Raw genomic sequence first — 13,424 nt, 5'->3', positions numbered from 1 at the left:
GTCCGAAAACCGGTTCCCACTTTTCGGGATCATGCCTTATGACCACGGCCCTCGAAAACCGGAACCGCCATTGCTGTTACCGCCTGCATTACCCCATGGACCACTGCTTTGGGAAGGGGCCGCGGCACGAGGAGCCATTCCGGCAGAGCGGATGCCCATTTCGGCGGCCATCTGTTCAAGCGCTGCAATGCGGTTATCAGTATCCGGGTGGGTCGAGAAAAGATTGTCTGCACCGCGTCCGCTCAACGGGTTGATGATGAACATATGCGCGGTTGCCGGGTTGTGTTCGGCTTCCTCGTTCGGGATGGCTTTTGCGCCCCGCGCGATCTTGCCCAGTGCCGAGGACAGCCAAAGCGGGTTGCCGCAGATTTCCGCGCCGCGCTTGTCGGCGGCATATTCGCGTGTGCGGCTGACGGCCATCTGCACGATCATTGCGGCGAAGGGTGCGACGATCATGGCGAGGATGGTGCCGACCACACCCATGATGCCGTTGCCGTTTTCACGGTTGCCGCCAAGGAAGAAGGCAAAATTGCCGAGCATGGATATGGCACCGGCAAGCGTTGCGACGATGGTCATGGTCAGCGTGTCGCGGTTCTGGACGTGGGCCAGCTCATGCGCCATCACGCCCGCCACTTCTTCGGGTGAAAGCCGGTTGAGAAGGCCGGTCGTGGCGGCAACGGCGGCATTTTCGGGATTGCGGCCCGTGGCGAAAGCGTTCGGCTGGTCCTCATGGATGATGTAGACCTTCGGCATGGGAAGGCCCGCATTGGCGGCAAGGCCGCTCACCATACGGTAATAGTCCGGTGCGCTGCGCTCATCCACTTGCTGCGCATTGTACATGCGCAGCACCATCTTGTCGGAGTTCCAGTAACCGAACAGGTTCATGGCGACGGCGATCACAAGCGCGATCATCATGCCGCCCCCGCCGCCCAACAAATAGCCGATGCTCATGAACATGACCGTCATGAGGGCGATCAGCATGGCAGTTTTCGTCATATTCATCCGTGGCGGTCTCCAAAATCTGAAGCTGCATGGCCCGCAAGGGTTTTGCAGCGCGTGCCTTTCTGCCTATATGATGGGTATGAACAGGCTTCGCTTCAATAATGGGAGCTGACGCAGCCAACAGGAATGTGACCGATGAGCGAGAAAACCGAAGCAACCGAAAGCCCGGAAAACGTGGACAAGCGCCCGTTTGACGATCTGCCGCCCGCTGCCCAACGCGCGCTGAAGGAAGCCGAAGCGCGCCGTGCCGTCGAAAAGGAAGCCCAGGCACCTCGCGAAATCGGCGGTCGCGGGGGTAAAGACCCCGCCCGTTATGGTGACTGGGAGATCAAGGGGCGGACGATAGATTTCTGATTATCCTGCGAGGATCGATTATCGATGCTGGTAAAAGCAATCTCGATCGTCGCTCCAAGCGGTCGCCGGATAGCGTCTGGGGAGAAAACCCTTGAGGTGAGACGCTGGCTTCCCAATCTCGATGCAGGCGAAGATTTGCTGATTGTGGAGAATCAGCGGTTTCTGGAGAAAGATGGCGATTACGATCCGGATGGCTATGCGGTAGCACTGGTCCGGATTGGCCGTGTTCGGCCCTTTACCCGAGACGATATGAAAGCAGCTTGTGCCTCATATTTCGAAGATGGTTGGCTTGCTTGGGAGATCACCCATATGCGTCCGCTTGAAAAAACATTTCAGGTCGTTGCGGCGCGGAAAATCTATTCGGTAGATGTCGAAAGCGAATGTTTAATCGCAATGTGAAAAGGCCGGGAAATTCCCGGCCTTTCGTTTGTCATTTCTTGTTCTGCCGATTTTCGATCAGGTCGTCCACGACGCCCGGATCGGCCAGCGTCGAGGTATCGCCCAGTGCACCAAACTCGTCTTCGGCGATCTTGCGCAGGATGCGGCGCATGATCTTGCCCGAGCGGGTTTTCGGCAGGCCCGGCGAGAACTGGATCTTGTCCGGCGTGGCGATGGGACCGATTTCCTTGCGCACGTGCAAGGTCAGCTCCTTGCGCAGGGCGTCTTCATCCTGAACTGCTTCGCCGGTCATCAGCGTGACGTAGCAATAGATGCCCTGTCCCTTGATCGGATGCGGATAGCCAACGACAGCGGCTTCCGAAACCGAGTGATGCGAGACGAGCGCCGATTCGATTTCCGCCGTGCCGAGTCGGTGGCCGGAAATGTTGAGCACGTCGTCGACGCGGCCCGTGATCCAGTAGTAACCGTCCTCGTCGCGGCGGCAGCCGTCGCCGGTGAAGTACTTGCCCTTATAGGTTGAGAAGTAGGCTTCGACGAAGCGCTTGTGGTCGCCGTAAAGCGTGCGCATCTGGCCCGGCCAGGAGTCGATGATGCACAGATTGCCGTCTGCGGCGCCCTCGACAACAGCGCCTTCATTGTCCACCAGTTCCGGCTTGATGCCGAAGAACGGACGCGTCGCAGAACCCGGCTTCAGGTCCGTTGCGCCGGGCAGCGGGGTGATAAGGATGCCGCCGGTTTCCGTCTGCCACCATGTATCGACAATGGGGGAACGCTGGTCGCCAACCACGTTGTAATACCATTCCCAGGCTTCCGGATTGATCGGCTCGCCGACCGAACCGAGCAGGCGCAGGGATGAGCGCGACGAGCGCGTGACGAACTCATCACCCGCACCCATCAGCGCGCGAATGGCGGTCGGCGCCGTGTAGAAGATGTTGACATGGTGCTTGTCGACGACTTCCCAGAAAACGTCCCTGATCGGGGAAGTTGGGCACGCCCTCGAACATCAGCGTCGTCGCGCCATTGGCCAGCGGGCCATAGACGATATAGGAGTGGCCCGTCACCCAGCCCACATCCGCCGTGCACCAGTAGATGTCGCCGTCATGATAGTCGAAGACATATTGATGCGTCATCGATGCATAGACGAGATAGCCGCCGGTTGTGTGCAGCACGCCCTTCGGCTTGCCGGTCGAGCCGGATGTGTAAAGGATGAAGAGCGGGTCTTCCGCATTCATCGGTTCCGGATCGCAGGTCGGCTCGACGCTCGCGACTTCCTGGTGGTACCAGAGATCGCGGCCCGGACCCCAGCTCACCTTGCCGCCGGTACGGCGCACGGTGAGAACCTTGTTGACCATCACATACTGCTTGGCGGCAATGTCGATGGCGGTATCGGTGTTTTCCTTCAGCGGAACCGGCTTGCCGCCGCGCACGCCCTCATCGGCGGTGATGACGAAGGTGGATTCGCAGTCGACGATACGGCCGGCCAGCGCTTCCGGCGAGAAGCCGGCGAAGACGACCGAGTGCACCGCGCCGATGCGCGCGCAGGCCAGCATCGCATAGGCGGCTTCCGGGATCATCGGCAGGTAGATCGTGACGCGGTCGCCCTTCTTCACGCCGTGCTTCTTCAGCACATTCGCCAGACGGCAGACGTTTTCATAGAGTTCGCGATAGGTGATCTTCTTGTCGATATAGGGATTGTCGCCTTCCCAGATGATGGCGACCTCGTCGCCACGGCTCTTCAGATGGCGGTCGATGCAGTTGTAGGAAACATTGGTGACGCCGTCCTCATACCATTTGATGGACACGTCGCCGTTGAAATCGGTGTTCTTGACCTTGGTGAAGGGCTTGAACCAGTCGATGCGCCGTCCGTGCTTTGCCCAGAAGCCGTCCGGGTCGCTCACGCTTTCCTGATACCAGTCGAGATAGGTTGCGTTGTCGATGAGCGTGTTTCTCTTTGCCTCGGCAAGAACCGGGTAAAGCTTTTCCGACATGATGTCCTCCTTCAGCATTGTGCGAACCGGACAGACATGTCCCGCACGCATAATGCACCCAAAACTGCCCGGCACCTCCCGCCGGATGAGACGGCCTGCCGTGAATGGCGAGACCATCGGGTGCCCTGTCTACCTTCCATTGCGGGCAAGGTAAATTAGACAATCGGCGCGTCCATGATCCACAATGACGCATCGTTAGAAATGGCAACTGGCAGCACTCGCCGCCGACTGTTGCTAATATATTGTTTTTACAGTTTAAAAACCATTTGGAGTGATTATCTTCTAATCAGGAGCCATGCAATATGGCTCTTCACAAAAAGGGGAAATCGCCATGACGACGTCCGCTTTGAACGCGAAATCAGCCTTTGAACTGCAACTTGCCGGCTACGGCCTGACGACGGCGAAAGTCTTCTATCACCTGCCCGATCATCCGCATCTGCTGCAGCTTTTCGTCTGGCAGGATTATGACCTCGCGCCGGATTTTCCGGTGCTCAATCATTTCATCGAATTCTGGAATCGGGAGATCGACGGGCCGTTGCATTCGGTCAGCTACACGCATTTCCGGCTGCTTGGCCCCTCGGACTGGAGGAATGTGCAGGGCGAGATCGTCCTGCATTAGGAGCATTTCCAGCAAAAGTGATGCGGTTTTGCGCAGGATAATGCGACAAAAACAAACAGTACGGGTCACAATTCAGGCGGGGTTGGCATAGCTCCGCCCACCGAAGATGGCCGAGCCGACACGCACCGATGTCGCGCCGAAGCCGATGGCGGTTTCATAATCGCCCGACATGCCCATGGAGAGTTTTTCAACGCCAGCCTCACGGGCAAGCTTTTCCAGAAGTGCGAAATGCGGGCCGGGATTTTCACCCGCAGGCGGGATGCACATCAGTCCTTCGATTGCGAGGCCATGTTCCTTGCGGCAGCGTTCGACGAAGGCGACCGCTTCCTTCGGGGCAATCCCGGCCTTTTGTTCTTCCAGCCCGGTATTCACCTGAACATACAGCTTCGGGGTCTTGTTCTGTTTTTTGATCTCGGCGGCCAGGGCGGCGGCGATCTTTTCGCGGTCGACGGTTTCGATGACGTCGAAGAGAGCGACGGCATCGGCGGCCTTGTTGGATTGCAGCGGGCCGATGAGATGCAGTTCGATGCCGGAATAATCCCCGCGCAGCTGCGGCCATTTGCCTTGCGCTTCCTGCACGCGGTTTTCGCCGAAGACGCGCTGGCCCGCGTCGAGCACCGGGCGGATCTCGTCGGCGTCGAAGGTTTTCGATACGGCGACGAGTGTCACAGAGCCCTTTTCGCGCCGTGCTTCCTTTTCGGCACTGGCGATTGCGGCCTTGACCGTGTTCAGGTTCGCTACGATATCCGACATGAAACTCTCGCTTTCAGGCTTTTCATCCGCAAAAGGTTGACGCTTTCGCCAATACGTGGTGAAGGTCGCCATTAAATATCGACTCTCCTTATTGCATCACCTTCGTGCGAGTAAATACGGTCATGGCAGCCGAACGTTATAATCCGCGCGTGGCGGAAGCTCATTGGCAGAAAGTCTGGGAAGAAGACCGGACTTTCGAAACCGACAATAGCGACAGCCGCGAGAAATATTATGTGCTCGAGATGTTCCCCTATCCATCGGGGCGCATCCATATGGGCCATGTGCGCAACTATGCGATGGGTGATGTTGTCGCCCGTTACAAGCGCGCCAAGGGTTTCAACGTGCTCCATCCGATGGGATGGGATGCATTCGGCATGCCTGCGGAAAATGCTGCGATGCAGAACAAGGTTCATCCCAAGGAATGGACCTACCAGAACATCGCCACCATGCGCGGCCAGCTGAAATCGATGGGGCTTTCGCTCGACTGGGCGCGTGAATTCGCGACCTGCGACGTGGAATATTATCATCGCCAGCAGATGCTGTTCATCGACCTTTTTGAAAAGGGCCTGGTGACGCGCAAGACCTCCAAGGTCAACTGGGATCCGGTCGACAACACCGTGCTTGCCAATGAGCAGGTGGTGGACGGTCGCGGCTGGCGTTCGGGCGCGCTGGTCGAACAGCGCGAACTGACGCAATGGTTCTTCAAGATCACCGATTTCAGCGAGGAATTGCTGGCCGGTCTCGATACGCTCGACCAGTGGCCGGAAAAGGTCCGCCTGATGCAGCGCAACTGGATCGGCAAGTCGGAAGGCTTGCAGGTCCGCTTCGCGCTGGATGGCAAGACCGCGCCGGAAGGTTTCTCGGAAATCGAAGTCTATACGACCCGCCCGGATACGCTGTTTGGTGCGGCATTCGTCGCGATTTCCGCCGATCATCCGCTGGCGAAGAAGCTGGCCGAAAACAATGCACCGCTCACCGGCTTCATCGATGAATGCCATCATCAGGGTACATCGCTGGCGGCGCTCGAAACGGCCGAGAAGAAGGGCTTTGATACTGGCGTGAAGGTCAGGCACCCGTTCGACGAGAACTGGGAGCTGCCGGTCTATGTCGCCAATTTCGTCCTGATGGAATATGGCACGGGCGCGGTTTTCGGCTGCCCGGCGCACGATCAGCGCGATCTGGATTTCGCCAACAAGTACAAATTGAAGGTCACGCCTGTCGTTCTGCCGAAGGGCGAGGATGCGGCAAGCTTCAGCATTGGCGAGACGGCCTATACCGACGATGGCGTGATGATCAATTCGCGCTTCCTCGACGGGCTTTCGCCGGAAGCCGCATTCAATGAAGTGGCGAACCGCCTCGAAAACACCACGCTCGGCAATCGTCCGCAGGCAAGCCGCAAGGTGCAGTTCCGCCTGCGCGACTGGGGCATTTCCCGCCAGCGCTATTGGGGCTGCCCGATCCCGATGATCCATTGCGAGGCTTGCGGCGTCAATCCGGTGCCGCGCGCCGATCTGCCGGTCAAGTTGCCGGATGATGTCGAGTTCGACCGTCCGGGCAATCCGCTCGACCGTCATGCGACCTGGCGTCATGTGAAGTGCCCGAAATGCGGCGGCGATGCCCGCCGCGAGACCGATACGATGGACACGTTCGTCGATTCGTCATGGTACTATGCACGCTTCACCGCGCCATGGGAAAACGAGCCCACGGATCGCGCGGTTGCCGACCGCTGGCTGCCCGTCGACCAGTATATCGGCGGCATTGAACACGCGATCCTGCATCTGCTCTATTCGCGGTTCTTCACCCGCGCGATGAAGGTCGCCGGTCATGTCGGCATCGACGAGCCGTTCAAGGGCCTGTTCACGCAGGGCATGGTCGTGCATGAAACCTACAAGGCCAATGGCCAGTGGGTGGCGCCAGCCGATATCCGGATCGAGGAAACCGACGGCAAGCGCATGGCGAGCCTGCTCTCCACGGGCGAGCCGGTGGAAATCGGCTCCATCGAGAAGATGTCGAAGTCGAAGAAGAATGTCGTTGATCCGGATGACATCATCGCTTCCTACGGCGCCGATACGGCGCGCTGGTTCATGCTGTCTGATTCGCCGCCCGAGCGTGACGTAATCTGGACAGAGGCCGGTGCCGAAGGCGCTCACCGCTTTGTGCAGCGCGTCTGGCGTCTGATCTCCGAAGCTGCCGAACAGTTGAAGGACGTTGCGCCCAAGACCGGTACCGAGGGCGAAGCCCTTGTCGTTTCCAAGGCTGCGCACAAGGCGGTCAAGGCTGTCGGCGACGATATCGAGAAGCTGGCCTTCAACCGTGGCGTTGCCCGTCTTTACGAACTGGTCAACACGGTTGCGGGACCGTTGCAGCAGGTTGCTTCGGGCAATGCGGATGACGTGTTGAAGGGCGCTGTCCGCGACGCCACGGAAAAGCTCATCCTGATGCTGGCGCCGATGATGCCGCATCTGGCCGAACAGTGCCTTGCAGCGCTGGGCGGCAAGGTTGCCGGTCGTGAAACGCTGGTCGCCCGCAGCGCCTGGCCGGTGTTCGATCCGGCATTGGTGGTGGAAAACGAGATCGTTCTGCCGGTGCAGATCAACGGCAAGAAGCGTGGGGATTTGACAATCGCACGCGACGCTGATCAAGCTAGCATCCAGCAGGCGGTGCTCGAACTTGACTTCGTCAAGGCTGCGCTCAACGGGGGCTCGCCGAAGAAGGTTATCGTGGTGCCGCAAAGGATCGTCAATGTCGTTGCCTGACCGCTTTTTCTCCGCAATCAAAGCTTTCCGCGTTGCGATTTTCGCACTCGGGGCCGCGGTTCTCATGGCTGGATGCACCGTGCAGCCGCTTTACTCCTCCGGCGCTGGCGCCGGTGGAACCATAGGCGGCAGCGTGACGCCGGATATGCGCACCAAGCTTGCTTCGGTGGCGATCGATCCGGCTGGCGACGTCTTCAGCCAGCAGGTCCGCAATCGCCTCATCTTCCTGCTCGGCGGCGGTGCCGGTGAGCCGGCCAATCCGACCTATCGGCTTCGCCTTGGCTTGAGCAGCTACACGCTTGCCGCGGTGAGCGTGGACATTGGCGACCAGACCGACCGTACCGGCCGTCCGTCGTCCGGTATCGTCAAGGCGACGTCGAACTTCGTGCTGCGTGACAAGGATGGCAAGCCGCTTGCCGCAGGCACCCGTACGGTCGGCGCTTCCTTCGACCGTCCGCGCCAGGAATTTGCGAACCTGCGCGCCGAACGCGATGCGCGCAAGCGTGCTGCCGAAGAACTGGCCGAACAGGTCTTCCTCGCTCTTGCGCAGAAATTGTCGAAGCTCTGATTGTTGCGATGGCGTGACACGACACAAGGCGGTACTCTCGGTGCCGCCTTTTGTTTTTTCAGGGGCATTGCTGTCCAGTGTGAATTATTTCGCGGAGAACGCTCCAGGGAAGAATTATGCGGCTCGTTTCATTCTCCGCCAAAGGCTATCGCTCGCTCCGTTCCGTCCGTGTCGATCTCGGGCAGGTAGCGGTTTTTGTGGGCGAGAACGGGGCCGGAAAATCCAATCTCTATCGCGCCCTGCAACTGGTGAAGGCGGCCGCCGAGGGCAATTTCTCAACGGAAATCGTGCGTGAGGGCGGGATGCAATCGGCCATGTGGGGCGGAAACCGCCGCAAGCACGAACCGGCGCGCATCATTCTGGAAGCCCATTTCGAGGATGAAAGACTGGCATCGCGACTTGCCTATAGTGTCGAGGCGGGATTGCCTCCGCCGGTTTCGGGCGCCTTTCCCTTCGAGCCGCAGATCAAGGAAGAAAATCTCAGCCTTGATACGGGGCGTCGTCCTGTCGACCTGATGGACCGGCGCGGGCCGGTTGTCTTCGCACGGGACGGGGAAGGGCGGCGCATGGAACATCCCGCACGCTTGCTGACTTCCGAAAGCGGGCTGGCGGTGCTGGGGCAATCCGGCCATTATCCGGAGATCGGTGATTTGGCCGCGCAAATGCGAAGCTGGCGCTTTTATCATGGCTTTCGAAGCGACCGCGACGCACCGGCGCGTCAGCCCTCCATCGCCGCTACCGCTGCCATGCTGGACGAGGACGGCGGAAATCTTGCCTCGGTCTTCGCGACGCTGGCCCATATCCGGCAGGATACGGTCGATCTGGACCGGCTGGTGGCCGATGCGCTGGATGGTGCGGCGCTGGATATTCCCTTTCCGGGCGAGACGGCGACGTTCGGCCTGAATTTTCCGGCCTTTCCACATCGCGTGTTCCGGGCCGGAGAATTGTCCGACGGGCAGATCCGCATGCTGGCGCTTGCCGGTGCGCTGCTTTCCTATCGCCTGCCGCCGCTGATCGCGCTCAACGAGCCGGAGGCGAGCCTGCATCCCGATATGCTTCCCTCGCTTGCCCGCATGATTGCCCAGGCATCGGAGCGTAGCCAGATATGGGTGGTGACGCATTCCGCCACACTTGCAAGCGCCATTGCAGAACAATGCGGCGCGCGGCCGATCCGGGTGAGCAAGCAGGACGGGGAAACCGTGCTGGAATAAAAAAGCGGGCCGATGGCCCGCCTTTCACACGTCTGGCAAGGTCGCCGATCAGGCGATCTTCTGGCCGGTTTTCGCCCAATCGGCGAGGAAGGTTTCGAGGCCCTTGTCGGTCAGCGGATGCTTGACCAGTGCCTTGAGCGTTGCCGGCGGTGCGGTCACGACATCGGCGCCGATGAGGGCTGCTTCCTTGACGTGATTGACGGTACGAACCGAAGCGGCAAGAATTTCGGTGCGGAAATCGTAATTGTCATAAATCGTGCGGATTTCGGCAATCAGTTCCATGCCGTTGATGCCGGTATCGTCGAGGCGGCCAATGAACGGCGAAATGAAGGTCGCGCCGGCCTTTGCCGCCAGAAGCGCCTGATTGGCCGAGAAGCAAAGCGTCATGTTGACCTTGTGACCTTCGGAAGACAGGGCCTTGCAGGCTTTCAGTCCGTCCAGCGTTACAGGCAGCTTGATGCAGATATTGTCAGCGATCTTGGAGATGACGGCTGCTTCCTTCATCATCTGCTCATATTCCGTCGCGGCAACCTCGGCGGAAACCGGGCCCTTGACGATGTTGCAGATTTCCTTGGTCACTTCGATAATGTCCCGACCCGACTTCAGGATGAGGGACGGGTTGGTGGTCACGCCATCGACCAGCCCAAGGTCATTGAGCTCGCGGATTTCCTTGACGTCCGCAGTGTCCACGAAAAACTTCATAACAGCGTTCCTCCATAATGAGCGCGGGTGGATTTGAGGAATTTAAAACCATTTAATTCCCGGAAGGTGGCTTTTCTTTAGCGCAAAGCCGCGCCAAGGTCACGCGATCATGTCGAAAGATTCGCACGATATTGCAAACCCCATTTCTGGTCTGTTTCCGGAACTCGCGCCACGGGTGGTTCCCGTGCTCGTGCCCATGCCCGCGGAGCGGCCTTACTCATATATGGTTCCGGCGGGTATGAACGTCCAGCCCGGATCGATCGTGCGCGTGCCGCTTGGACCGCGTGAGGTGGCGGGGATCGTCTGCGAGGGTGAAACCGATGCGGTCGATGCTAGAAAATTGCGGGAAATTTCCGAGGTCTTCGATTGTCCGCCGGTGGGTGCCGACATGCTGCGCTTCATGCGCTGGGCAGCGGACTACACGCTGTCGCCGCCCGGCATGGTGGCGCGCATGGTGCTGCGCGTGCCGGCCGCATTCGATCCCGAGCCATCGGTGCCGGGCCTTCGTTATTCCGGAGGCGAGCCGGAGCGCATGACCGACGCCCGGTCGCGGGTGATGGAGCTCGCCCGCGACGGGCTTGCCTGGACCAGATCCGGGCTTGCCCATGCGGCGGGCGTCTCGATGACGGTCGTGGACGGGCTGAAGGCGCAAGGCGTTTTCGAGGAAGTCATGCTGCCGCCGCCAGCCGTGGTGGCAAGGCCGGATATCGACTATGCGCGCGCCACGCTTTCGGAAGACCAGCAGGCGGCGGCTGAAATGCTGTCGGAAGCGGTTGAAGCCGGCGGTTTCTCGGTTTCGCTTCTCGACGGCGTAACCGGTTCGGGCAAAACGGAAGTTTATTTCGAAGCGGTCGCCAAGGCGATCGAGCAGGGCAGGCAGGTGCTGATTCTCCTGCCCGAAATCGCGCTGACCCAGCAGTTTCTCGACCGTTTCCATGACCGGTTCGGGGCAAAGCCCGCTGAATGGCATTCCGATCTTGCGCCGCGCACCCGCGAGCGCGTCTGGCGGCAGATCGCGGAAGGGACCGTGCGGGTCGTCGCAGGCGCGCGGTCGGCGCTTTTCCTGCCCTTCAAGGAACTGGGGCTGATCGTCGTCGATGAAGAACATGACCCGGCCTACAAGCAGGAGGACCGGGTTTTCTACAATGCCCGCGACATGGCGGTGGTGCGCGGCCATATCAGCGGCTTTCCGGTGGTGCTGGCGTCGGCCACGCCCTCCATCGAAAGCCAGGTCAATGCGGAGCAGGGGCGCTACAGGCGAATCAAGCTCTACGGGCGCTATGCGGAAGCTGCACTTCCCGACCTGAAGACCATCGACATGCGGCGTTCTCCACCGCCGCCGGGCCGGTTTCTGTCGCCCGCACTGACCGAAGCTGTCGGCAAGACGGTGGAGCGCGGCGAACAGGCGCTTTTGTTCCTCAACCGGCGCGGCTATGCGCCCCTGACGCTGTGCCGGGTCTGCGGCCACCGCTTCCAGTGCCCGCAATGCTCGAGCTGGCTGGTGGAGCACCGCTTTCGCGGGCAGCTCATGTGTCACCAGTGCGGCTATCACGAGCCGGTTCCGCAGGCCTGTCCCGAATGCGGCACGCTCGATCATCTGGTGGCCTGCGGGCCCGGTGTGGAGCGCATCGCCGAGGAAGTGGCAGCGACCTTCGACAAGGCGCGAATCATCGTTCTTTCGTCTGATATGGCGGGGGGCGTGAAGCGGCTCAGGCTGGAACTCGATGCTATCGCAAAAGGCGAGGCGGATATCGTGATCGGCACCCAGCTTGTCGCCAAGGGGCACAATTTTCCCAACATGACGCTGGTTGGGGTGGTGGACGCCGATCTGGGGCTCGCCAATGGCGATCCGCGCGCCGCCGAGCGCACCTTCCAGCTGCTCAATCAGGTGACGGGCCGCGCCGGGCGAACCGGGCGCAAGAGCCTTGGCCTTCTCCAGACCTATCAACCTGACCACCCGGTGATGCGGGCCATAGTCAGCGGCGACGCGGAGGCGTTCTACGCCCGCGAAATCGAGGAACGCGAGCGTAGCGCGCTGCCGCCCTACGGACGGCTTGCGGCGCTGATCATTTCCGCCGACAACCGGCCCGACGCCGAAAACCATGCGCGGGCGCTGCGCCGCGCCGCACCTTCCTCCCCGGAGGTTTCAGTGCTGGGGCCTGCCGAAGCGCCGCTTGCGCTAGTGCGCGGGAGGCACCGTTTCCGCATTCTGGTGCACGGGACAAAACGCGCGGATATTCAAGGATTTATCCGTGCCTTGCTCGCCAACGGGCCGAAGGAAAAAGGCTCGATCAGGGTGCAGGTGGATATCGATCCGCAAAGCTTCCTGTAGAGCGCATCCCGAAAAGTGGGAACCGGTTCTCGAGTAGGATGCGCGATAAACAAACAGATAGAGCATTTCCAACGATTCATGAAAAACAGGACATGCTCTGGCCAGCATCCGAACAGCCTGCACAGGATGGAACGTGACGCCAAATTCCGTTATATGGCCTGAAACGACGAGGGTGCCGAAAGGGGAAATGCGATGGAATTCTATCTTCCTGCCACGACCGGAGAATGGCTCGCCTGGGGCTCCGCGGCCCTGACTGCGCTGGCCGGCCTTGTCATGCTTTTTGCGCCCGGCATAACCATGAAGCTGCTGCGGCTTCAGCCGATCAATGGCCGTCCCGAAGGTTACGGTTCCATCCGCGCGACGCTCGCCGGTCCTTATCTTGGCGTGGGGCTCGGATGCCTCATCTTCGCGCAGCCGTTTCTTTGGGTCGTTCTGGGCGCCGTGTGGGGATTCGCTCTGTTCGGGCGCTTCATTTCGATGATGTCGGATGCGGGCGGGCGCAGGGGCGGACCGACCGGCGGGCGCTTCTATGGCAGCCTGGCGGCACTGGTCGAATTCGTGCTGGCCGCCGGTCCGCTGCTCTACGCATTCGGCTTCATTTCCTGAGCGGAACCGGACGGGTTTTGCACGTCAGGCGTGCAGGCTGTGTGAGGGAAGAGTGCATCGCCCAAGCAGATGCGACTTTTTTGACCGCGAAAGGCGGCAAATCTTACACAAAAGTGCCGGATTCGCGTGTTGCG

Annotated in this window: 11 protein-coding genes and 1 pseudogene; 8 read left to right on the top strand and 4 right to left on the bottom strand. The window is 60.3% G+C overall.

All coding sequences use genetic code 11. From position 1 onward, the window contains the following. Nucleotides 1–36: 36 nt before the first annotated feature. Nucleotides 37–1,002 (bottom strand): zinc metalloprotease HtpX, encoded by a 966-nt coding sequence (htpX, locus tag OINT_RS10715; RefSeq protein WP_006467825.1) that lies wholly within the window; start codon nt 1,000–1,002, stop codon nt 37–39. Nucleotides 1,003–1,137: 135 nt separating this feature from the next. Here htpX and OINT_RS10710 point away from each other — a divergent pair, with 135 nt between their 5' ends. Together OINT_RS10710 and OINT_RS10705 are read left to right on the top strand one after the other, a co-directional pair. Then, nucleotides 1,138–1,356 carry a DUF1674 domain-containing protein gene (locus OINT_RS10710; RefSeq protein ID WP_006467823.1) on the top strand — a complete coding sequence of 73 codons (219 nt, stop codon included), beginning with the start codon at nt 1,138–1,140 and terminating at the stop codon, nt 1,354–1,356. A gap of 24 nt (nt 1,357–1,380) precedes the next feature. Then, nucleotides 1,381–1,755, top strand: coding sequence for an ASCH domain-containing protein (locus OINT_RS10705; RefSeq protein WP_006467822.1), 375 nt, complete (start codon nt 1,381–1,383; stop codon nt 1,753–1,755). A gap of 31 nt (nt 1,756–1,786) precedes the next feature. Here OINT_RS10705 and acs read toward each other — a convergent pair. Next, nucleotides 1,787–3,743: pseudogene (gene acs, locus OINT_RS10700) on the bottom strand (acetate--CoA ligase). Between the two features lie 331 nt (nt 3,744–4,074). Between acs and OINT_RS10695 the strand changes: the two are divergent. Beyond that, complete coding sequence (locus OINT_RS10695; RefSeq protein ID WP_006471250.1) at nt 4,075–4,362, top strand: usg protein; 288 nt, start codon at nt 4,075–4,077, stop codon at nt 4,360–4,362. A gap of 72 nt (nt 4,363–4,434) precedes the next feature. Here the strand turns inward: OINT_RS10695 and OINT_RS10690 are convergent, their stop codons facing one another. Then, nucleotides 4,435–5,115: a YggS family pyridoxal phosphate-dependent enzyme gene (locus OINT_RS10690; RefSeq protein ID WP_006471251.1), complete on the bottom strand. Its 681-nt coding sequence runs from the start codon at nt 5,113–5,115 to the stop codon at nt 4,435–4,437. A 122-nt stretch (nt 5,116–5,237) separates the two neighbouring features. Here OINT_RS10690 and leuS point away from each other — a divergent pair, with 122 nt between their 5' ends. The 3 genes from leuS to OINT_RS10675 all read left to right on the top strand — a co-directional run bounded on the left by leuS (nt 5,238) and on the right by OINT_RS10675 (nt 9,650). Next, nucleotides 5,238–7,871, top strand: coding sequence for a leucine--tRNA ligase (gene leuS / locus OINT_RS10685; protein ID WP_006471252.1), 2,634 nt, complete (start codon nt 5,238–5,240; stop codon nt 7,869–7,871). Continuing rightward, the gene (gene lptE, locus OINT_RS10680; protein ID WP_006467818.1) at nt 7,858–8,439 is read left to right on the top strand and encodes an LPS assembly lipoprotein LptE; all 582 of its coding nucleotides are present in this window, start codon (nt 7,858–7,860) and stop codon (nt 8,437–8,439) included. Before leuS ends, lptE begins: the two co-directional genes overlap by 14 nt. A 116-nt stretch (nt 8,440–8,555) precedes the next feature. Next, on the top strand, nt 8,556–9,650 hold the full coding sequence (locus tag OINT_RS10675) for an AAA family ATPase (protein ID WP_006467817.1): 1,095 nt from the start codon (nt 8,556–8,558) through the stop codon (nt 9,648–9,650). Nucleotides 9,651–9,698: 48 nt separating this feature from the next. Here OINT_RS10675 and fsa read toward each other — a convergent pair whose 3' ends face one another. Beyond that, on the bottom strand, nt 9,699–10,352 hold the full coding sequence (fsa, locus tag OINT_RS10670; RefSeq protein WP_006467816.1) for a fructose-6-phosphate aldolase: 654 nt from the start codon (nt 10,350–10,352) through the stop codon (nt 9,699–9,701). Between the two features lie 109 nt (nt 10,353–10,461). On the opposite strand from fsa, the gene OINT_RS10665 reads away from it, so the two are divergent. Together OINT_RS10665 and OINT_RS10660 are read left to right on the top strand one after the other, a co-directional pair. Beyond that, nucleotides 10,462–12,684, top strand: coding sequence for a primosomal protein N' (locus OINT_RS10665; RefSeq protein ID WP_006467815.1), 2,223 nt, complete (start codon nt 10,462–10,464; stop codon nt 12,682–12,684). A gap of 192 nt (nt 12,685–12,876) precedes the next feature. Beyond that, on the top strand, nt 12,877–13,290 hold the full coding sequence (locus OINT_RS10660) for an AGROH133_08824 family phage infection protein (RefSeq protein WP_006467814.1): 414 nt from the start codon (nt 12,877–12,879) through the stop codon (nt 13,288–13,290). Nucleotides 13,291–13,424: the final 134 nt, after the last annotated feature.

The organism is Brucella intermedia LMG 3301 (genome assembly GCF_000182645.1).
GTDB classification, from domain to species: Bacteria; Pseudomonadota; Alphaproteobacteria; order Rhizobiales; family Rhizobiaceae; genus Brucella; species Brucella intermedia.
Note: the sequence above shows the minus strand (reverse complement) of the source record. Positions and strands in the feature narration are given on the sequence as shown.

What these genes read in the sequence shown, in the direction of transcription:
- OINT_RS10690 (WP_006471251.1), bottom strand. Translation starts at nt 5,115, where the DNA reads ATGTCGGATATCGTAGCGAACCTGAACACGGTCAAGGCCGCAATCGCC.
- OINT_RS10705 (WP_006467822.1), top strand. Translation starts at nt 1,381, where the DNA reads ATGCTGGTAAAAGCAATCTCGATCGTCGCTCCAAGCGGTCGCCGGATA.
- lptE (WP_006467818.1), top strand. Translation starts at nt 7,858, where the DNA reads ATGTCGTTGCCTGACCGCTTTTTCTCCGCAATCAAAGCTTTCCGCGTT.
- leuS (WP_006471252.1), top strand. Translation starts at nt 5,238, where the DNA reads ATGGCAGCCGAACGTTATAATCCGCGCGTGGCGGAAGCTCATTGGCAG.
- OINT_RS10665 (WP_006467815.1), top strand. Translation starts at nt 10,462, where the DNA reads ATGTCGAAAGATTCGCACGATATTGCAAACCCCATTTCTGGTCTGTTT.
- OINT_RS10660 (WP_006467814.1), top strand. Translation starts at nt 12,877, where the DNA reads ATGGAATTCTATCTTCCTGCCACGACCGGAGAATGGCTCGCCTGGGGC.
- OINT_RS10710 (WP_006467823.1), top strand. Translation starts at nt 1,138, where the DNA reads ATGAGCGAGAAAACCGAAGCAACCGAAAGCCCGGAAAACGTGGACAAG.
- fsa (WP_006467816.1), bottom strand. Translation starts at nt 10,352, where the DNA reads ATGAAGTTTTTCGTGGACACTGCGGACGTCAAGGAAATCCGCGAGCTC.
- OINT_RS10675 (WP_006467817.1), top strand. Translation starts at nt 8,556, where the DNA reads ATGCGGCTCGTTTCATTCTCCGCCAAAGGCTATCGCTCGCTCCGTTCC.
- OINT_RS10695 (WP_006471250.1), top strand. Translation starts at nt 4,075, where the DNA reads ATGACGACGTCCGCTTTGAACGCGAAATCAGCCTTTGAACTGCAACTT.
- htpX (WP_006467825.1), bottom strand. Translation starts at nt 1,002, where the DNA reads ATGAATATGACGAAAACTGCCATGCTGATCGCCCTCATGACGGTCATG.